This window comes from Achromobacter sp. SLBN-14, assembly GCF_006715415.1.
GTDB classification, from domain to species: Bacteria; Pseudomonadota; Gammaproteobacteria; order Burkholderiales; family Burkholderiaceae_B; genus Achromobacter; species Achromobacter mucicolens.
This window is the reverse complement of sequence record NZ_VFNE01000001.1, coordinates 5601754-5622033: the sequence shown is the minus strand read 5'-3', so window position 1 is coordinate 5622033 and position 20280 is coordinate 5601754. Positions and strand designations below refer to the sequence as shown.

Annotated in this window: 19 protein-coding genes; 12 read left to right on the top strand and 7 right to left on the bottom strand. The window is 64.4% G+C overall.

The window, feature by feature from the left end:
- Nucleotides 1–8: 8 nt before the first annotated feature.
- The gene (locus FBY20_RS25770; RefSeq protein WP_056317531.1) at nt 9–392 is read right to left on the bottom strand and encodes a hypothetical protein; all 384 of its coding nucleotides are present in this window, start codon (nt 390–392) and stop codon (nt 9–11) included.
- Entirely contained in the window at nt 389–1747 is a 1359-nt protein-coding gene (locus tag FBY20_RS25765; protein ID WP_142055376.1) for an acyclic terpene utilization AtuA family protein, read from the bottom strand. The genes FBY20_RS25770 and FBY20_RS25765 overlap by 4 nt, the downstream gene beginning before the upstream one ends.
- 94 nt (nt 1748–1841) lie before the next feature.
- Here FBY20_RS25765 and FBY20_RS25760 point away from each other — a divergent pair, with 94 nt between their 5' ends.
- The 5 genes from FBY20_RS25760 (at nt 1842) to FBY20_RS25740 (ending at nt 7055) form a co-directional block, all read left to right on the top strand.
- A complete protein-coding gene (locus FBY20_RS25760) occupies nt 1842–2768 on the top strand; it encodes a LysR family transcriptional regulator (RefSeq protein WP_056317535.1) in 927 nt (308 codons plus the stop codon).
- A gap of 96 nt (nt 2769–2864) precedes the next feature.
- Entirely contained in the window at nt 2865–3251 is a 387-nt protein-coding gene (locus FBY20_RS25755; RefSeq protein ID WP_056317538.1) for a Rid family detoxifying hydrolase, read from the top strand.
- A 39-nt stretch (nt 3252–3290) separates the two neighbouring features.
- Complete coding sequence (gene recG / locus FBY20_RS25750) at nt 3291–5381, top strand: ATP-dependent DNA helicase RecG (RefSeq protein ID WP_056317541.1); 2091 nt, start codon at nt 3291–3293, stop codon at nt 5379–5381.
- 78 nt (nt 5382–5459) lie between these two features.
- Nucleotides 5460–6410, top strand: coding sequence for a LysR substrate-binding domain-containing protein (locus FBY20_RS25745; RefSeq protein ID WP_056317544.1), 951 nt, complete (start codon nt 5460–5462; stop codon nt 6408–6410).
- Nucleotides 6411–6554: 144 nt separating this feature from the next.
- Complete coding sequence (locus FBY20_RS25740) at nt 6555–7055, top strand: Dps family protein (protein ID WP_056317547.1); 501 nt, start codon at nt 6555–6557, stop codon at nt 7053–7055.
- Nucleotides 7056–7158: 103 nt separating this feature from the next.
- Here the strand turns inward: FBY20_RS25740 and FBY20_RS25735 are convergent, their stop codons facing one another.
- Complete coding sequence (locus FBY20_RS25735; RefSeq protein WP_056317550.1) at nt 7159–7752, bottom strand: alpha/beta hydrolase; 594 nt, start codon at nt 7750–7752, stop codon at nt 7159–7161.
- A 269-nt stretch (nt 7753–8021) separates the two neighbouring features.
- Here FBY20_RS25735 and FBY20_RS25730 point away from each other — a divergent pair, with 269 nt between their 5' ends.
- Nucleotides 8022–9149, top strand: a complete 1128-nt coding sequence (locus FBY20_RS25730; protein WP_056317555.1) for a branched-chain amino acid ABC transporter substrate-binding protein — start codon at nt 8022–8024, stop codon at nt 9147–9149.
- Nucleotides 9150–9320: 171 nt separating this feature from the next.
- On the opposite strand, the gene FBY20_RS25725 is transcribed toward FBY20_RS25730, so the two are convergent.
- The 4 genes from FBY20_RS25725 to ugpB all read right to left on the bottom strand — a co-directional run bounded on the left by FBY20_RS25725 (nt 9321) and on the right by ugpB (nt 13769).
- Complete coding sequence (locus FBY20_RS25725; RefSeq protein ID WP_062841130.1) at nt 9321–10409, bottom strand: sn-glycerol-3-phosphate import ATP-binding protein UgpC; 1089 nt, start codon at nt 10407–10409, stop codon at nt 9321–9323.
- Between the two features lie 50 nt (nt 10410–10459).
- Nucleotides 10460–11311: a sn-glycerol-3-phosphate ABC transporter permease UgpE gene (gene ugpE / locus FBY20_RS25720; RefSeq protein WP_056317563.1), complete on the bottom strand. Its 852-nt coding sequence runs from the start codon at nt 11309–11311 to the stop codon at nt 10460–10462.
- A gap of 21 nt (nt 11312–11332) precedes the next feature.
- Entirely contained in the window at nt 11333–12214 is an 882-nt protein-coding gene (gene ugpA / locus FBY20_RS25715; RefSeq protein WP_056317567.1) for a sn-glycerol-3-phosphate ABC transporter permease UgpA, read from the bottom strand.
- 241 nt (nt 12215–12455) lie between these two features.
- Nucleotides 12456–13769 (bottom strand): sn-glycerol-3-phosphate ABC transporter substrate-binding protein UgpB, encoded by a 1314-nt coding sequence (ugpB, locus tag FBY20_RS25710; protein ID WP_056317569.1) that lies wholly within the window; start codon nt 13767–13769, stop codon nt 12456–12458.
- 520 nt (nt 13770–14289) lie between these two features.
- Here ugpB and FBY20_RS25705 point away from each other — a divergent pair.
- The 6 genes from FBY20_RS25705 (at nt 14290) to FBY20_RS25680 (ending at nt 20231) form a co-directional block, all read left to right on the top strand.
- Entirely contained in the window at nt 14290–14844 is a 555-nt protein-coding gene (locus FBY20_RS25705) for a queuosine precursor transporter (RefSeq protein WP_056317572.1), read from the top strand.
- 453 nt (nt 14845–15297) lie between these two features.
- A complete protein-coding gene (locus FBY20_RS25700; protein WP_056317574.1) occupies nt 15298–16413 on the top strand; it encodes a high-affinity branched-chain amino acid ABC transporter substrate-binding protein in 1116 nt (371 codons plus the stop codon).
- Nucleotides 16414–16604: 191 nt separating this feature from the next.
- Nucleotides 16605–17531 carry a high-affinity branched-chain amino acid ABC transporter permease LivH gene (gene livH, locus FBY20_RS25695; RefSeq protein ID WP_056317577.1) on the top strand — a complete coding sequence of 309 codons (927 nt, stop codon included), beginning with the start codon at nt 16605–16607 and terminating at the stop codon, nt 17529–17531.
- On the top strand, nt 17531–18766 hold the full coding sequence (locus FBY20_RS25690; protein WP_174245450.1) for a high-affinity branched-chain amino acid ABC transporter permease LivM: 1236 nt from the start codon (nt 17531–17533) through the stop codon (nt 18764–18766). The genes livH and FBY20_RS25690 overlap by 1 nt, the downstream gene beginning before the upstream one ends.
- Nucleotides 18763–19530: a high-affinity branched-chain amino acid ABC transporter ATP-binding protein LivG gene (gene livG, locus FBY20_RS25685; RefSeq protein WP_142055372.1), complete on the top strand. Its 768-nt coding sequence runs from the start codon at nt 18763–18765 to the stop codon at nt 19528–19530. Before FBY20_RS25690 ends, livG begins: the two co-directional genes overlap by 4 nt.
- Nucleotides 19530–20231, top strand: coding sequence for an ABC transporter ATP-binding protein (locus FBY20_RS25680; RefSeq protein ID WP_142056238.1), 702 nt, complete (start codon nt 19530–19532; stop codon nt 20229–20231). Before livG ends, FBY20_RS25680 begins: the two co-directional genes overlap by 1 nt.
- Nucleotides 20232–20280 lie beyond the last annotated feature (49 nt).

Here is a 20280-nt window from a genome sequence, read left to right as displayed (position 1 = left end):
AACTGAAATCAGGCGGCCGCGGGGCGGTCGCCGGGTATGTCTGGCAGCCGGCTCGCCAGCTCGGGGCTGACCTCCACCGTCATGTCCAGCAATCTGAAAGACAGGCTCTTGCCATGGGTGTCCAGGTTCAGCGCGTCGTTGACGCCGCCATCCAGCACACCCTCCAGCACGAAGTTCATGGCATTGAGCATCGGCAGCGCATAACGCGTCACGCGTTTCGGGTGGCGGTAGGCGAACCATTGCGCCACGCGCGATTCAGTCACTTGCGCGGTCAGCACGTCAAAGCATTCGGGGTCCCAGGCGATGAGGCTCAGGTTCGAGATATCGCCCTTGTCCCCGGAGCGGCTGTGAGCCAGCCGGTACAGCGGCACGGCGAGCAGGGTCTGGTTCATGGCGCGATCTCCTCCAGGAAGGTCCAGCCGCTCTTTACGGCCTCGCGGGGAATGGTGCAGGACATCATGTTCAGGCGCGGGCGCAGGGCGGTGCGCACGCCGCCGCCGCCCGCCGGTCCGCAGGTATAAAGCGCGGTCACTTCGCGCAGCACGCGTTCGGCTTGTGCGCGGTCGGCGTTTTCAGTGGCCAGCCGCAGCCGCACGTCGCGGGAATGGCTATCGGTAAGCGCGCGGCGCATTTCCCCGGCGTCGTCGCCCAGGATGCTGATGGCGCCGATCAGGTCCGCCCGCAGCTTGAAATCCGCGCCCAGGCGCTTCTGGACGATGTCGGCCGCCAACCGGGCGCGCGCCTCGGCCTGCACGCCTGCGTACGAGATTTCCGCTTCGGCCAGCCAGCCGCCGCGATAGCAGACGTTTACCTTCAGTTCCGCCGGCCGCGCGTGGCCGGTAATGCCATGAACCGCGACCCGATTGCCGCCCAGCTCGACCACGTGCGCCTGGCTCAGGTCAGCCACCACGTCGGGCGTCAGGTAGCGCGCCGGATCGTGCACTTCATAAAGCAGTTGTTCCTTGACCGTGCGCGCATCGACCGCGCCGCCCGTGCCGTCGGCCTTGCCGATCACGAACTCGCCGTCGGCCTGGATCTCCGCGATCGGGAAACCGGCCGCGTGCACGTCGGGAACCTCTTTCAGGCCCGGGACGCAAAAGTAGCCGCCGGTGACCTGAAGCCCGCATTCCAGCATGTGGCCCGCCATGGTGGCGCGGCCCAGCCGCGGCCAGTCGGCCGGATCCCAGCCGAAATGCGCCAGCGCCGGGCCGAGCGTCAGCGAAGGGTCCGCCACGCGGCCGGCCACCACGATCTGCGCGCCGGCGGCCAGCGCCTCGGCGATCTCGGTGGCGCCCAGGTAAGCGGTGGCGCTGACGATGTCCAGGCCGCCCAGCGCGGCACCCAGGCGCTGCGCCAGCAGGTCGCGGTGTTCGGCGCCATTGAGCGCGTCGCCGTGCACCACCGCGATACGCGGCACGGGCAGGCCCTGTTCGCGCGCCAGTTCGGCGATGCGCCGCGCCGCGGCGGGCGGATTGGCCGCGCCGAAATTGCTGACGATGTTGATGCCGTGGCGCAGGCAATCGGCCAGGATCGGCCCCACCAGCTCGTCCAGCAGCGGTTCATAGCCGCGGTTCGGGTCGTCGTTGCGAGCCAGCTGCGCCAGCGCCAGCGTGCGTTCGGCCAGCGTCTCGAAGATCAGCGTGCCGCCGCCTTGGGCGGCCAGGGTGCGGACCACGGCCGCGGCGCCATCGCTGCGGTCGCCGGAAAATCCGGAGGCGCAGCCGATGAGCAAGGGAGTTTGAGACATGAGCAGTCCAGGCGCGTTCAGGGTTGGGACGACTATAGGCAAGGCGCGATCATCCGTAAAATAGAAAAATCGGATCGATTAATACAAGAAACCCATGAATCTATCGTCCCGCCAATTGCGCGCCTTCGTGGCCCTGGCCGATGAACGGCACTTCACGCGTGCCGCGCAGCGCTGCCACCTGACGCAGCCCGCGTTCAGCGCGCTGATCCGGTCGCTGGAAGACGCCGCCGGCGTGCGGCTCTTTGACCGCAACACGCGGCACGTGGAGCTGACTGCCGAAGGCCGTGTGCTGGATGCGACCGCGCGCCGGCTGCTGGCGGACATGGACCTGGCAATGGGCGACCTGCGCGACCTGGCGGACCGGCGCCGGGGCAGGGTGACGCTGGCCGCGCTGCCTTCGCTGGCGGCGGGTTGGCTGCCCGATCTGTTGGCGCGGTTTCAGCTGGATCACCCGGGCATCGTGCTGGATCTGCGCGACGCCTTGCTCGATCCGTGCCTGGACATGGTGCAAAGCGGCGTGGCCGATTTTGCCGTGGCCTCGCGGCGGCCGGACATGACGGATCTGGACAGCGAATTCCTGCACGCGGACCGCTATTTTCTGGTGTGCCGCGCAGACCATCCCTTGGCTGGCCAGCCGCGCGTACGGCTGCGCGACGTGCTGCGTCATCCCATCATCCAGCTTGCGCGCGGCAGCAGTGTGCGCAAACATCTGGACGAAGCGTTGGGCGCCGAGGCGCCGTTGCCGGTTTTCGAGGTCGAACACCTGGCCACCGTCACGGGGTTGGTGCGCGCAGGACTTGGCGTATCGGTGGTGCCCGCCATGACGCTTTTTCATTTCCGCAGCGACGATCTGCGTATCGTGCCGCTGGCGGGCCGCGCGTTGACGCGGCCACTTTATCTAGTGCGCCGCAAGGGCCGCAGCCTGTCGGTGGCGGCGCAGGCGCTGGCCGATCTGCTGATCGCGCATCGGGGCGATATCGGCGGCGCCGGTCATCCGCCGGGTGCGCTGGATCAGACCTAGGCCATCTTTACGGCAATCCGCCACTTTCGCAAACGTCTATTGCTGATTAAACTTCGATAGTTGTAGCTTCTATCCGTCACCAGAAGGATTCCGCCCATGAGCAAGCAAATCATCCATACCGACAGCGCGCCTGCCGCCGTTGGCCCTTACTCGCAAGCGGTTGCCGTCAGCGGCACCAAGACTGTCTACCTCTCGGGCCAGATCGGCCTGGAGCCCGGCACCGGCGACCTGGTCTCTGAAAACTTCGACGCGCAGGTGCGTCAGGCGTTTGCCAACATGCAGGAAGTCATCAAGGCTGCAGGCGGCACGCTGGACAACGTGGTCAAGCTCACGCTGTTCCTGACCGACCTGGGCAAGTTCACGGCGGCCAACGCCATCATGGCCGAGATCATCCCGCAGCCGTTCCCGGCGCGTTCGACGATCGGCGTGGCCAGCCTGCCCAAGGGCGCCCAGTTCGAAGTCGAAGCGATCATGGTCCTGTAAGGCGCGCCCGGACGTTTCATACCAGGGGTTCGTTCCTACATGCCGGCCGCAGCCGTGGCCTCCAAACGTACCGGCGCCGACAAGAACGGCGCCGGCAAAGCGATGACGGATACGGAGCGCAAGCTTCGTAACCTGGGCTTGGTGCTGCCCGAGGATTTCGTGCTGCACCTGCCGCTGCGCTACGAAGACGAAACGCGCGTCATCCCGATCAGTTCGCTGCGCCCGGGCTTTGCCGGCCAGGTTGAAGGCGAGATCACCAAATCCGAGGTCCTGTACCGGCCGCGGCGCCAGCTGACCGCCACCTTGGCGGACGACAGCGGCGAACTGCAATTGCGCTGGCTGAACTTCTACCCCAGCCAACAGAAACAAGTCACGGTTGGCAAGCGGCTGCGCGCCCGTGGCGAAGTGCGCGGCGGGTTGTTCGGACGCGAGATGGTGCATCCTCGGCTGACCAACGCCGATTCGCCCCTTCCGACCGCCCTGACGCCCGTCTACCCCACCACTGAAGGATTGCCGCAGCCGGCGTTGCGGCGCGCCATCGCGCAGGCGCTCAATACCGCGGACCTGTCCGACACCCTTCCGGACGAGGCGCGCGCCCGCTACGACCTTCCGCCCTTCGAGCCCGCCATCCGTGCGCTGCACACGCCTGCGCAGGGCGAATCCGAACAGGCCTTGCTGGATCGCGTGCACCCGGCGTGGCGGCGGATCAAGTTCGACGAACTGCTGGCGCAGCAGCTGTCGCTTGCCGCCGCCCGCGCGGCGCGCCGCATCAAGGAAGCCGAGTCGCTGCCGGCGCAGAACGGGGCAGGGGGCCTGGTCGCCCGGTTGTACGAAACGCTGCCGTTCAAGCTGACCGGCGCGCAGCAGCGTGTCGTGCAGGAGATCTCGGCGGACCTTGCCAAGCCGTATCCCATGCACCGTCTGTTGCAGGGCGACGTGGGCAGCGGCAAGACCGTCGTGGCCGCCATCGCGGCCGCGCAGGCCATTGCGGGCGGCGCGCAGGTGGCGCTGATGGCGCCCACGGAAATCCTGGCCGAGCAGCACTTTCGCAAACTGGTGTCCTGGCTGCAGCCGCTGGGCGTGAATGTCGCGTGGCTGAGCGGCAGCCTTTCGGCCAAGGCCCGCCGGGAAGCCGCCGCTGCGGCAGCTGACGGCAGCGTGCAGCTGGTCGTCGGCACGCAGGCGCTGATCCAGGACCATGTCGAATTCCACCGGTTGGGCCTGTCCATCGTCGACGAGCAGCATCGCTTCGGCGTGGGCCAGCGCCTTGCCCTCACGCGCAAGGGCGAAACCGTGCGCGGCCGCATCGTGCCGCATCAGCTCAACATGAGCGCCACGCCCATTCCCCGCACGCTGGCCATGACGTTCTTCGCGGATCTGGACGTGTCCGTGATCGACGAGCTGCCGCCCGGACGCAGTCCCGTGGTGACCAAGCTGGTCTCCGACGCGCGCCGGGAAGAGGTCATTGCCCATATCGCGCAGGCGGCGCGCGGCGGCCAGCAGGCCTATTGGGTCTGTCCGCTGGTCGAGGAAAGCGAGGCCCTTGAACTGCAGACCGCCGTCGACACCTACGAGGGCATGCGCGCCGACCTGCCGGACCTGCGGATCGGACTGGTACACGGGCGCCTGCCGCAAACCGAGAAGGCGTCGGTGATGCAGGCTTTCCGCGACGGCGAGATCGATCTGCTGGTCGCCACGACCGTCATCGAAGTCGGGGTCGACGTGCCCAATGCATCGTTGATGGTGATCGAGCACGCCGAGCGATTCGGCCTTGCCCAGCTGCATCAGCTGCGCGGGCGGGTGGGGCGCGGCACGGCCGAGTCCGTTTGCGTATTGCTCTACCAGACGCCGCTGTCCCAGGTTGCGCGAGAACGCCTGCGCGCCATGTTCGAGACCTCCGACGGCTTTGAGATCGCGCGGCGCGACCTTGAACAGCGCGGTCCCGGCGAATTTCTGGGAACGCGCCAGTCCGGCATGGCGCTCCTGCGCTTTGCGGATCTGGAAACCGACGCCGCGATTGCCGAAGACGCGCGCGATGCTGCCGTGTGGCTGCGCGCCGAGCATCCAGACGCCGTCCAGGCCCATCTGGCCCGCTGGATGCGCGGCCGCGAAGACTTCCTGCGGACCTGACATGCGGCCCGACATTCACCTTGAATCCTCTACCGCCGGCCTCGGAGCCGGCGCATAACCCCGGGGGCGTAGTCCACCATGACTCTCACCGAACTGAAGTACATCGTCGCCGTCGCCCGCGAGCGGCACTTTGGCCGCGCGGCCGAGGCCTGTTTCGTCAGCCAGCCGACGCTGTCCGTGGCCATCCGCAAGCTGGAAGACGAACTGGGCGTGACCCTGTTCGAGCGCGGCGGCTCCGAGGTCGGGGTGACGCCCATCGGCCAGCGCATCGTCGCGCAGGCGCAGAAGGTGCTGGAAGAAAGCGCCAGCATCAAGGAGATCGCCCGGCAAGGCCACGACCCGCTGGCCGGCCCGCTGCGGGTTGGCGTCATCCACACCATCGGTCCGTACCTGCTGCCCAAGCTGGTGCCCGTGCAGATCGGCCGTACGCCGCAGATGCCGCTGCTGCTGCAGGAGAACTTCACGGTGCGGCTGGTGGAACTGCTGCGCCAGGGCGAAATCGATTGCGCCATCATGGCCTTGCCGTTACCCGAAGCCGGCCTGGTCATGCAGCCGCTCTACGACGAGCCCTTCGTCGTGGCGGTGCCCAACGATCATGAACTGGCCAAGCGCAAGGCCATCGACGCCCAGGATCTGAAGCAGCAGACCATGCTGCTTTTGGGCAGCGGCCATTGCTTTCGCGATCAGGTGCTTGAAGTCTGTCCCGAACTGTCGCGCTTCTCGGCGGCCAGCGACGGCATCCAGCGTACCTTCGAAGGCTCTTCGCTCGAAACCATCCGCCACATGGTCGCGGCCGGGATCGGCGTCACAGTGCTGCCCGTCACCGCCGTGCCCGAGAACCCGCCCTCCAACAGCCTGTTGCGCTACCTGCCGTTCGAAGGTCATGTGCCCGAACGCCGCGTGGTGCTTGCCTGGCGGCGCAGCTTCCCGCGTCTGGCGGCGATCGAGGCGCTGGCGCAGGCCGTCTATGAATGCGATCTGCCGGGCGTGAAGATGCTGGCCGGCGAAGCCGCCGCAGTGCAGGATTGAGCGGCGGCGGCCGCCGTTGCGCGAGGCGCCTTTGCCGCGCGTCAATCGGTCGCAGTCCACATTGAGAACGGCTCTGCCGCAACAACCGTTCTGTCGTCTTTGCAGTGGTATTCTTATTTCCGCCTTTTTCCATAGGAGCTAGCAATGGCCAAGTCCACCAAGAAGACCTCGAGCGTTCCGCGCATCAACATCGGTATTTCGGACAAGGACCGCGCCGCGGTTGCCGGTGAACTGTCCAAGTTGCTGGCCGATTCGTACACGCTGTACCTGATGACGCACAACTTCCACTGGAACGTCACGGGGCCCATGTTCAACACGCTGCACCAGATGTTCATGACGCAGTACACCGAAGAATGGACCGCGCTGGACAGCATCGCCGAGCGTATCCGCGCGCTGGGCCACTACGCGCCGGGCACGTACCGCGAATACGCCAAGCTGTCCTCGATCGCCGAGCCGGACTCGGTGCCGGACGCGCTGGAAATGGTGCGCCTGCTGGTCGACGGCAACGAATCGGTCGCCAAGACCGCGCGCGCTGCCTTTGAAAAGGCGGACGCCGCCAACGACCAGCCCACGGCCGACCTGCTGACGCAGCGTCTGGACGTGCACGAAAAGAATGCGTGGATGCTGCGCAGCCTGCTGCAGTGATCCGATGGTCGTCTTCCCGTCACGGGAAGGCGGCCGGCGCGATACGCGCCAATATATTGGCCGCCCTGATCGGGCGGCCATTTTTTTGCTTGCGCCGTTTGCGTCAGAAGTCGTACAGCGGCACGGGCGGAATGCGCTTGGGCGGCGGCGGAATCCGCCAGGATGCCCGGCGTCGAAGCGCCCCGAGCAGCTTCAAGCCCTGCGGCCAGTCGGCGAGTCCGCTTTCGGCATTGATATGGCCCGCGCCAGCCAGCACGACGATGCGGCTGCCCCAGTCCGCGGCGAACGCATGCGCGCGTTCCAGCGTGCAATAGGGGTCGTTGTCGCTGGCCACGACCACGCTTTGAAACGAGAGCGGCTGGCGTGCGATGGGCGCGAAGCCGCGCAGGCACGCCGGGGTGTCCGGGCGTTCGACGTCGGCGGGCGCGACCAGCAGCGCGCCGGCGACCTTGGCGCGCAGCGGCACCGGCAGCGAAGCGCTGATCAGGCAGCCAAGGCTGTGGGCCACGAGCAGGACCGGACTGCGGGCTTCGTCCACCTCGGCCGTCAGACGGGATATCCAATCGGCCGCGCAGGGGTTTTCCCAGTCGTGCTGCTCGATCCGCCGGGCGTTTGGCAACAGGGCCTGCCACCGGGATTGCCAGTGATCGGGGCCGGAGTTTTTCCAGCCCGGGACGATTATCGGTTGGAGTCTCATGCGGCACATGATGCCGCCGCGCGTTAGTAACTCAAACGAATTAATGGTCTTTTGCATATACGGCGTTTGGAATAAGCCGAGGTGCCCCGCAGCATGCCGCAGTGCATCACAAAACCGCGGAAAACCCTGCGCAAACACGGCCAAAAGCCGCGATATTTCAGTGTATGCTTGCCGTGCAAATGCACCCGCCAACGGGCATGACATCTACGTTATCCGGCCGTCAGCCCGTTGATGGATCAACGATTACAAGTCATTCGAGGAGTCCACTCATGAAGCCAGTATTCCGTCTGACCCCGGTCATCGCAGCGCTGGGCGTCGCCGCTGGTTTGACGTTTGGCGCGGCCGCGCACGCGCAGACCATCAAGATCGGCGTCGTCGGCCCCACCACCGGTGCGGTCACGCAGTATGGCGATATGGTCCGTGAAGGGGTCGATACCGCGGTCGAGCGCATCAACGCCGCCGGCGGCGTCAACGGCAAGAAGCTGGAAACCGTGGTGATCGACGACGGTTGCGAACCCAAGCAGGGTCCCAACGCCGCCAACCGCGTCGTCAACAGCAAGATCGGTTTCGTCGTGGGCCACGTGTGCTCGGGCGCCACCATCGCCGCTGCCGACATCTACAACAACGAAGGCGTGGTCATGGTCACCCCGTCGGCCACGTCGCCGGCCCTGACCGACGGCAAGAACTACGAGTTCATCTTCCGCACCATCGGCCGCGACGACCAGCAGGGCCCCGCCGCCGCCAAGTTCATCCTGGACAAGATCAAGCCCAAGAAGGTCGCCGTGCTGCACGACAAGCAGTCGTATGGCCAGGGCATCGCCACCGCGGTCAAGAACGACCTGGAAAAGGGCGGCGTGACCGTCGCCGTGTTTGAAGGCATCAACGCCGGCGACAGCGACTACTCGGCGGTCATCACCAAGCTCAAGAGCCAGGGCGTGGACTTCGTCTACTACGGCGGCTACCACCCCGAAATGGGCCTGCTGCTGCGCCAGGCGGCCGAGCAGGGCGTGAAGGCCAAATGGATGGGTCCGGAAGGCACGGGCAACCCGGACATCAACGCCATCGCGGGCGACGCCGTCGAAGGCATGCTGCTGACGCTGCCGGCCGACTTCACGCAGAACGCCGCCAACGCCGACATCGTCAAGGCGTTCCAGGCGAAAAAGCGCAATCCCAGCGGCGCTTTCCAGATGACGGCCTACGCCGCCACGCAGGTCATCGCCGACGGCATCAAGGGCGCGGGTTCCGACGATCCGACCAAGGTCGCCAAGTACCTGCATGCCAATTCCTTCGATACGCCGATCGGCAAGGTGTCGTGGAACAAGCAGGGTGACCTGACGAACTTCGAGTTCGACGTCTTCACGTGGCACAAGGACGGCTCCAAGACCGTCTACAAGTAAAGCGCAGTGCGGCGGGCCGCTACCGGCCCGCTATCACGCGAACGGCACGTGCCGTGTGTGGGGCATCAGGCCACACGCAAAAGACGCCGCAAAAAAAACCGGGCCGCAAGCGATCTGCTTGCGGCCCGGTTTGTTATTGCGCCTTAGGGGCAGGGGCAGAGGCCCCGCCGCTTACAGGCCCTGGACGCGGCGGCCGGTGTCGGCCTCGAACCAGTGCAGCGGATGGCGGCCGTCGGGGCCCACGTTGACCTGCATGCCGACCTTGGCGGACGACTCGGACAGCTGGCGCGTCGTGCAGCGCACGACCAGCGTGCTCTTGCCGCAGCGGCAGTGAACGAGCTGTTCCGAGCCCAGCGTCTCGACCATTTCGACTTCGGCGGGGATGCCCTGCGTGTTCAGCAGCATGTGCTCGGGGCGCATGCCCATGATGACCTTGCGGCCGCGAACCTGCGAAGGGACCTGCAGCGGCGAGATCTCGAGCTGGTTGCCGTCGGCGGTCTGCACGGTGCCGTCGCCGGACACCTGGACTTCCATGAGGTTCATGGGCGGCGAGCCGATGAAGCCGGCCACGAACGTCGAAGCGGGCTTTTCGAAGACTTCCATCGGGGTGCCGATCTGCTCGGGCACGCCCTGGTACATGACGATCATGCGGTGCGCCAGCGTCATGGCCTCGACCTGATCGTGCGTCACGTACAGGCTGGTGGTGCCCAGGCGGCGGTGCAGCTTCATGATCTCAAGGCGCATCGCCACGCGCAGCTTGGCGTCCAGGTTGGACAGCGGCTCGTCGAACAGGAACACCTTGGGTTCGCGCACGATGGCGCGGCCCATGGCCACGCGCTGGCGCTGGCCGCCCGAGAGGGCGCGCGGACGGCGGTCCAAGAGGTGTCCCAGCTCCAGGATCTGCGCGGCGGCGTCGACGCGCTTCTTGATTTCGTCCTTGGAGAACTTGCGGATCTTCAAGCCGTAGGCCATGTTCTCGAACACGGTCATGTGCGGGTAGAGCGCGTAGTTCTGGAACACCATCGCGATGTCGCGCTCGGCGGGTTCCAGCGTGTTGACGACCTTGTCGTCAATGACGATGTCGCCGCTGGTCACGGTTTCCAGGCCGGCGACCATGCGCATCAGCGTGGACTTGCCGCAGCCCGAGGGGCCGACGATGACGATGAATTCGCCATCCTTGACATCCATGTCGATGCCATGGATGACCGGCACGTTGCCGGCGTAGGTTTTCTTGACGTTGCGGAAGCTGAGAGTAGCCATGAGTTATTCGTGTTCAGAGTCGTGTTCGGGTGGGCGCGGATGGGGCGGCGTTACTTCTCAGTGTCGACCAGACCCTTGACGAACCATTTCTGCATCAGGATGACGACCAGCGCCGGCGGGATCATCGCGAGCATGGCGGTGGCCATGGTGATGTTCCATTCGGTCACGCTGTCGCCGCCGCTGATCATCCGCTTGATGCCGATGACGACGGGATACATGTCTTCCTGCGTGGTGACCAGCAGCGGCCACAGGTATTGGTTCCAGCCGTAGATGAACTGGATCACGAACAGTGCGGCGATGCTGGTCTTGGACAGGGGTAGCAGCACGTCGCGGAAGAACCGCACGGGCCCCGCGCCGTCGATGCGGGCAGCCTCGATGAGCTCGTCCGGCACCGTCAGGAAGAACTGGCGGAACAGGAACGTGGCCGTGGCCGACGCGATCAGCGGCAAGGTCAGGCCCGCATAGCTGTTGAGCAGGCCCAGATCGGCCACGACCTTGTAGGTGGGCGCGATGCGGACTTCGACCGGCAGCATGAGCGTGACGAAGATCATCCAGAAAAAGAACATGCGGCCGGGGAAGCGGAAGTACACGACCGCGAATGCAGACAGCAGCGAGATCGCGATCTTGCCGATCGAGATTGCCAGCGCCATGATCAGGCTCACGTACATCATGCGGCCGACGGGCGCGCCGGACGAACCGCCCGACGAGCCGCCGAAGAGGGCCTTCATGTAGTTGTCCACGAAGTGCGGACCGGGAATCAGGGACATCGGCGCTTGAGCGACTTCCTGCGCGGTCTGGGTGGACGCGACGAAAGTGACGTAGAGCGGAAATGCCACCATCGCCACGCCGCAGAGCAGAATGACGTGGGCCAGAATATCCAGCCAGGGACGGCGTTCAACCATTGTTATCAGCCTCGAACAAAATCAATACTGCACTTTGCGGTCGACGTAGCGGAACTGCACGACCGTCAAGGCAATCACAATGAACATCAGGACGACGGACTGGGCGGCGGACGAACCGAGGTCCAGGCCGCGGAAGCCGTCGCTGTACACCTTGTAGACCAGGATCGAGGTCGACGTGCCGGGCCCGCCCTGCGTCGTCGTGTCGATCACGGCGAAGGTGTCGAAGAATGCATAGATGATGTTGACCACCAGCAGGAAGAACGTGGTGGGCGACAGCAGCGGGAAGACGATGGTCCAGAAGCGGCGGGCGGGGCTGGCGCCGTCGATGGCGGCGGCTTCGATCAGCGAGCGCGGGATCGATTGCAGGCCGGCCAGGAAGAACAGGAAGTTGTACGACACCTGCTTCCAGACCGCGGCGACGATCACCAGGACCATGGCCTGGTTGCCGTCAAGGCGCGGGTTCCAGTCCACGCCCGACTTGCGCAGGGCCACGGCCAGGATGCCGACGGAAGGCGAAAACAGGAACAGCCACAGCACACCGACGACGGCGGGCGCCACGGCGTACGGCCAGATGAGCAGGGTCTTGTAGAGCCCGGCGCCGCGGATCACGCGATCGGCCATCACGGCCAGCACCAGCGACACGCCAAGGCCCACGCCGGCCACCAGCACCGAGAACACGGCGGTGACGCGGAACGAATCCAGGTAGGCCTGTTGCGAGAACAGGTCCATGAAGTTGTCCAGGCCGACGAATTGCGAGGACAGACCGAAGGGATCTTCAAGGCGCATGGACTGCCACATGGCTTGTCCGGCGGGCAGGAAGAAGAACACCACGGTAATGATCAGCTGCGGCAGGAGCAGCAGATAGGGCAAGGTCTTGTGCCCGAATACAACGCGTTTTTCCATAGGGGGAACCCAAGGTACAGAAAAGCGGCGGTTGAAATAACCGCCGCCTGAAACCGCCAGCACGCATGCCGCGCGTGGCGCCCGGAGCCCGAAAGCACCGGCACTCATAAAAACACGATAGGCTTAAAGCCCCTTAAAAACCAGGGCTTTAAGCCTCGTTTGTCCTTGTCGCAACAGGGTCCTTGTCACGGCATGGAAAATGCCGATTGACAAGGCGGCGGTCAAGCCGCGCGAAAGGGCGTTACTTTACACTCTTCTCGAACTTTTCCAGCAGCTCGTTGCCGCGCTTGACGATGTTCTCGGCGCCGTCCTTGGGGGCAACCTTGCCCGAGACGATGCGTTCGATTTCAGCGTCCTCGATCTCGCGGATCTGGGGCAGGAAGCCCAGGCGCAGACCGCGCGATTGGGCGGTGGTTTCGACGTTCAATTGCTTGACGCCCACTTCGGTGCCCGGGTTCTTGTCGTAGAAGCCTTCCTTCTTGGTCAGCTCGTACGCGGCCTTGGTGACGGGCACGTAGCCGGTCTGCTGGTGCCAGCGGGCGGCGATTTCGGGGCTGGCCAGGAACTTGAAGAACGCGGTCACGCCCTTGTAGGTTTCGGGCTTCTTGTTGGCGAAGACCCACAGCGAGGCGCCGCCGATGATGGTGTTCTGCGGGGCGCCTTGCACGTCGGCGTAGTAGGGCAGCGTAGAGGTGCCGAACTCGAACTTGGCGTTCTTGGCGATGTTGGCGCGCAGGCCGGACGAACCGGTGATCATGGCGCACTTGCCGCTGATGAACAGCGAGTTGGGCTCGTCGCCGCGGCCGCCGTACATGAAGATGCCTTCCTTGCCGAGCTTGGCGAGGTTCTCGAGGTGGCGCACGTGCAGCGGGGTGTTGATGGCGATGCGCGCATCCAGGCCGCCGAAGCCGTTGTCCTTGGTGGCGTACGGCACGTTATGCCAGGCCGAGAAGGTCTCGAGCTGGGTCCAGGACGGCCACGACGTGGTGTAGCCGCATTCCTGGCCAGCGGCCTTCAGCTTCTGGCCGGCGGCGGCCAGTTCTTCCCAGGTCTTGGGAGGATTGTCGGCGTCCAGGCCAGCCTTCTTGAAGGCGTCCTTGTTGTAGTAGAAGACGACGGTCGAGCTGTTGAACGGCATCGACACCAGCTTGCCGTCGGCCGACGAGTAATAGCCGGCCACGGCGCCAATGAATTCCTTGGGATCGATCGGGTTGCCGGCTTCTTCGGACATCTGCTGCACCGGCTTGATGGCGCCCTTGGCGTACATCATGGTGGCGGTGCCGACTTCAAAGACCTGCAGGATGTCCGGGGCGTTGCCGGCGCGGAACGCGGCGATGCCGGCGTTCATGGATTCACCGTAGTTGCCCTTGTAGATGGCCTTGACCTGGTAGTCGGGGTTCTTCTTGTTGAATTCGTCGACCAGGCCATTGACGCGGTCGCCCAGAGCGCCTTCCATCGAATGCCAGAACTGGATCTCGGTGGCTGCTTGCGCGGAAGCGCCGGCGAAAGCCGTCATGATGGCGGCAAAGGTCAGTGCAATACGATGGGATCGCATAAAGGGTTCTCCAGTTGGGCGTGTTGCGAACGGGTTGTCCGGCCGCATGAAACACGACACCTTATGAATTGTTTGTGACAAAACCGTGACTTTCACATCCCTACAAACGCCTGTCAAATTGCGCGTTTTAGGCGCGAACGAACATTTTGCGATTCCTTGTGCAGGGAGCCGACCGTTTACAATCGCCGCCTATGGAAAACGAACTTTCGATTGCGTTCATTGGCGATGGCAGCGGGACGGCCGCGCGGGCCTCGCGGCAGGCCCGCAGAGTATGCGCCGCCGGGGGCGTTCATGTCATTGACATTAACCAGGATGCGCGGGCGCCGCGGCCATGCGGGACGGGCTTCGCGCGCGCCTTTGCCGAACGGTCCGCGCGCATCGCGTGTGGCGTGTTCGCGGCCGTGACTCGGAACATGCCAGGTGTTGTGGCCAGGACACGTCAATGTGGGCAAGAAGGGGACGTGAACGGCCGTTCGGCGGGCGCTCGCCGTCAGCCGCGGTGGGCGCCGGGGTGCGTGCGATGACAACGGCCGCCGTGCGTTTTCCCGCCATGACCCGCCTGCAGTTCGGCATCTCGGTGCTGTGCATGCTGGCCGTGGTGGTCGGCTCCAATATCCTGGTGCAGGTGCCGCTTAACGATTGGCTCACGTGGGGCGGGCTGTCCTACCCGGTGGCGTTCCTGGTCACCGACGTCCTGAACCGCCGCTTTGGCCCGGCCGCGGCCCGGCGTGTGGTGTGGTTCGGCTTTGCCGCCGCGCTCGCGGTGTCGGTGTGGGTGGCGTCGCCCCGCATCGCGCTGGCGTCGGGATTGGCCTATATATGTGCGCAGCTCGTCGACATTCAGGTGTTCGACCGCCTGCGCGACCAGCGTTGGTGGCGCGCGCCGCTGGCGTCGGGCGTGCTGGGCGCCATCCTGGATACGGCGGTATTCTTCAGCGTGGCGTTCGCTGCCACCGGCGCGCCCTGGGTGACGTGGATGCTGGGCGACCTGGCCATCAAGCTGGTCGTCAATATCAGCATGCTGGCGCCGTTCCGGGCACTGATGTGGAATCTGGCAAGGCCCGCGAACGCCTGATTGCCCCCGTTTTTGTTCTTGAAGCCGCGCGTTCCTGGCTGCCTGCAGCGCAGGACGCGCGGCTTTTTATTAATGGCCGCGAGTATTAATTGAAGCGGGTTTAGTAAGTCCCGCGTAAGGACTGTATTTAAATATGCGATTAAACGCCGTATTAATGATTTTTCATAAAAACCGGCAAGCATAAATCCTAGCGAAACGCCAGCCAACTTTGCGGTCGGAATTGCGATTTCTCCATTGATTTCACGCCTTTACGCGGGCTATGCGTCACGATTAAATGCCGCGCGTGAAATATTGGGGATTACACGCAGTGACAGTATGACGGCTTGCTTTCAGAATACCGCCCACACCGTGTTTTTGCCCAAGAAGCCGGCGACGGGCAATGCGGACAAAGGGGTACTCTCCCGATAAACCGTGTTGGACAGAGCCGCTCAAAACCTCGCTGGAGAACTCCGCATGAAGTTTCTGAATCGCCTTACCCCGGTAGCCATGGCGCTTGGGGCACTTGCCTTGGCTGGCGCCGCGCACGCCGCCGACACGATCAAGATCGGCATTCCCCAGCCCATGACCGGTCCCAACACGCAATACGGCGACCAGATCCAGGCCGGCGCGCTGACCGCCATCGAAACCATCAATGCCAAGGGCGGAGTCAAGGGCAAGAAGCTCGAACCCATCCTGATCGACGACGGCTGCGAACCCAAGCAGGCCGTGCCTGCCGCCAACCGCGTGGTCAACTCCGGCGCCAAGTTCGCCGTGGCCCATGCATGCTCGGGCGTCACGGTTGCCGCCGTGAAGGTCTACGAGGAAGAGGGCATCGTCGGCATCACCCCGGGCGCCACGTCGCCCCTGGTCACCGACACCATCAAGCCGCATTTCTTCTTCCGCACGATCGGCCGCGACGACCAGCAAGGTCCTTACGCCGCCAACTACATCGCCAAGACGCTCAAGCCCCAGAAGGTCGCCGTGCTGCACGACAAGCAGACCTACGGTTCGGGCGTGGCCACCCAGGTCAAGGACGCGCTGGCCAAGCAGAACGTCAACGTTGCGATGTTCGAAGGCATCAACGTCGGCGACAGCGACTACTCGGCCATCATCACCAAGCTCAAGTCGGCTGGCGTCGATCTGGTGTATTTCGGCGGCTACCACCCCGAGCTCGGCCTGTTGCTGCGCCAGTCGCGCGAACAGGGCCTGAAGGTCCAGTTCATGGGTCCGGAAGGCACGGCCAACCAGGACCTGGTGGCAATCGCCGGCCCGGCCATCGAAGGCCTGCTCGTGACGCTGCCCGCCGACTTCACCAAGCTGCCGGGCAACGAAAGCATCGTCAAGGCCTTCAAGGACGCCAAGCGCGATCCGGACGGCGCCTTCCAGATGCCGGCCTACGCCGCGGTCCAGATCCTGGCCGACAGCATCAACGCCGTGGGCGAAGATCCCGCCAAGGTTGCCGACTACATGCACAAGACCACCTTCAATACCGGCATCGGCAAGGTCGAATACGATGCCAAGGGCGATCTGAAGGACTTCGAGTTCGCTGTCTATAAATGGGACAAGGACGGAAAGAAGACCCAGCTGTAAACTCGCGATCCCGCCGGCGTGTTGCCGGCGTGTAGGGCCTGCCGTCTCCGTCTTGCCGAAATCCGCGTAGCGATGCGCCAAAAGCGCTGTGCGGCCGGCAAGGCGGCGACGACAGGCCCTTATAAAATACGCCCAGGTTTCCGGCTCCGGGTCTCTCTACCGGGGCCGGAACCATTTGGAGCAATAGAATCATGTCTGATCTCATACCCCAACTGACCCAGCAATTCTTTAACGGATTGTCCCTGGGAGCGATCTATGCGTTGATCGCCATCGGCTACACAATGGTCTACGGCATCATCGGTATGATCAACTTCGCCCACGGCGAAATCTATATGATCGGCGCCTATGTGGGCCTGGTCACCTTGACGGCCATCGGCACCAATAGCGGATTGCCGACCCCCTTCATCATTGCGGCCATGCTGCTTGTGGCCATCACGGTCACCGGCATCTACGGCTTTTCGGTCGAGCGCGTGGCGTATCGTCCGGTGCGCGGCAGCCCCCGGCTGGTGGCGCTGATCTCCGCCATCGGGATGTCGATCTTCCTGCAGAACTGGGTGGCCCTCGGTCAGGGCGCGCGCGACATGGCCGTGCCTTCGCTGGTGTCCGGCGCCGTGCAGTTCCACATGGGATCGGACTTCGACGTGACGGTGCCGTATTCGCGCATCATGATCATCGTGGTCACCGTGGTGCTGATGATCGGGCTGACGCTGTTCATCAAATACTCCCGCATGGGCCGTGCCTCTCGCGCCTGCTCGCAGGACATGCACATGGCCAATCTGCTGGGCATCGACACCAACCGCGTGATCTCGTTCACGTTCGTGATGGGCGCGATCCTGGCGGCGGTGGGCGGCGTGCTGATCGCCATCACCATCGGCAAGCTCAATCCCTTCATCGGCTTTCTTGCCGGCATCAAGGCCTTCACGGCGGCGGTGCTGGGCGGTATCGGCAGCATTCCCGGCGCGATGCTGGGCGGCGTGCTGCTGGGCCTGGCCGAGACCTTCGCGGCCGCGTACATCTCGTCGCAGTACAAGGACATCGTGGCGTTCTCGCTGCTGGTCCTGATTCTGCTGTTCCGTCCCACCGGGCTGCTGGGCAAACCTGAGGTGGAAAAAGTCTGATGTCGACCAACAATCTCAAAAACGCCACGATGGCGGCCGTGCTGACGGCGGTCATCGTCACCCCGGTCTTTGGCCTGCAGCTCATCCGCCAGGGTGCGCGCACGTCGATGGAGTCGAACTGGTCGCTGGTGGCGCTGGCCGCTGCCGTGGTGTTCGTCTTCCAGCTGCTGCGGCCCTGGCTGGCCATTCCGTTCAAAAAGCTCAAGACCAGCCTGCCGACGCTGTCTTCGGCGCCGGCCAGGAACCACAAGCCGCTGATGATCCTGCTGCTGGCCATCGCGGTGATCTGGCCGTTCTTCGCGGGACGCAGTTCCGTCGACATCGCCACGCTGGTGCTGATCTACGTGATGCTGGGCCTGGGCCTGAACATCGTGGTGGGCTTTGCGGGGCTGCTGGACCTGGGCTTCGTGGGCTTTTACGCGGTGGGCGCCTACACCTACGCGCTGCTCTACCACTGGGGCGGCTGGAGCTTCTGGGAAGCGCTGCCGTTTGCGGGCGCCATGTCCGCGCTGTTCGGCTTTGTGCTGGGCTTTCCAGTATTGCGGCTGCGCGGCGACTACCTGGCCATCGTTACGCTGGGTTTCGGTGAAATCATCCGCCTGCTGCTGATCAACCTGAACAAGATGACCGGCGGTCCGGACGGGATTTCCGGTATCCCGAAGCCCACGTTCTTTGGCCTGGAAATGACGCGCCGCCCCAGCACCGAGGGTGGGACGACATTCCACGACTTCTTCGGGCTGACGTTCCAGAACCAGGACATGGTGATCTATCTGTACATGATGGCGCTGCTGCTGGCGCTGGTGACGCTGTTCGTGTCCACGCGCCTGATCCGCATGCCGGTCGGCCGCGCCTGGGAGGCGCTGCGCGAGGACGAGATCGCCTGCCGTTCGTTGGGCCTGAACCCCACGCGCATCAAGCTGTCCGCGTTCACGCTGGGCGCCATGTTTGCCGGCTTTGGCGGCGCGTTCTTCGCGGCGCGCCAGGGCATGGTGAATCCGGAGTCCTTCACGTTCATCGAATCCGCGCTGATCCTGGCGATCGTGGTGCTGGGGGGCATGGGTTCTCAGGTAGGCGTGATCCTCGCTGCCATCCTGCTGACCGTGCTGCCCGAACTGGCGCGCGAGTTCGCCGAATACCGGATGCTGATGTTCGGTCTGGTGATGGTGTTGATGATGATGTGGCGTCCGCAGGGGTTGTTGCCCATGAAGCGTCCCCACGTGGAGCTGGCTAAATGAGCGAGGCATTGCTGAAAGTATCCGGCCTGACCATGCGGTTCGGCGGCCTCCTGGCCGTCGATAGCGTGGGTTTCGAGGTCATGACCGACGAGGTCTTTGCCATCATCGGCCCGAACGGCGCCGGCAAGACCACCGTCTTCAACTGCGTGGGCGGGTTCTATGCACCCACCGCCGGCGAGATCATCATGGACGGCAAGCCCATCACGGGTCTTGCCAGCCACAAGGTGGCGCGCCACGGCCTGGTGCGCACGTTCCAGAACGTACGCCTGTTCAAGCAGCTCACGGTGCTGGAAAACCTGCTGGTTGCGCAGCACACGCAGGTTGAGTCGCGCCTGTTGCCGGGCCTGCTCAAGACCCGGGGCTATCGCCAGTCCGAATCCGAGGCGCTGGCGCGCGCGGCGCAGTGGCTGGACTTCATGGGCTTGCGGGAATTCGCCAACCGCGAAGCCGGCAATCTGGCCTACGGCCACCAGCGGCGCCTGGAGATCGCGCGTTGCATGATCACCAAGCCGCGCCTTTTGATGCTGGACGAACCCGCGGCGGGTCTGAATCCGCAGGAAAAGCGCGACCTGCAATCGCTCATCGACCAGCTGCGGCGCGAATTCGGCGTCGCGGTGCTGCTGATCGAGCACGATATGAGCCTCATCATGGGCATTTCGGACCGGATTCTGGTCATGGAACACGGCAAGCCCATCACGACCGGCACCCCGGATCAGGTGCGCAACGACGAGCGCGTCATCAAGGCGTATCTGGGGGAGGAATGATGCTCAAGCTGGAAAACATACACACCTTCTACGGCGCCATTCAGGCATTGAACGGCGTGTCGGTCGAAGTGAACAAGGGCGAGATCGTCACGCTGATCGGCGCCAATGGCGCGGGCAAGACGACGCTGCTGATGACGGTCTGCGGCAATCCGCGTGCGCGCGAAGGCAAGATCACGTTCGAAGGCGAAGACATCACGAACAAGGACACGCACCACATCATGCGCAGTGGCATCGCCATTTCGCCTGAAGGCCGTCGCGTGTTCAAGGACCTGACGGTCGCCGAGAACCTGATGATGGGCGGCTTCTTTTCCAAGCGCGACGAGATCGAGGCGGGCATCGACCACGTCTACGGCTTGTTCCCGCGCTTGAAAGAGCGCGCCAGCCAGCGCGCCGGCCTGATGTCGGGCGGCGAGCAGCAGATGCTGGCCATCGGCCGCGCGCTGATGACCCGGCCGCGCCTGCTGTTGCTGGACGAACCGACGCTGGGCCTGGCCCCGCTGGTGATCGCCCAGATCTTCGACATCATTCGCGAAATCCGGGAGCAGGGCGTGACCGTGTTCCTGGTCGAGCAGAACGCGAACAAGGCGCTGGGCGTGGCGGACCGCGGCTACGTGCTGGAAAACGGCCGCGTGGTCCTGCAAGACACCGGCGCCAATCTGCTGGTCAACGATCAGGTCCGCAAGGCTTACCTGGGCGGTTGACCTCTTCCCCGCGAAGGAAGTGGGCGCATCGAAAGATGCGCCTTTTTTT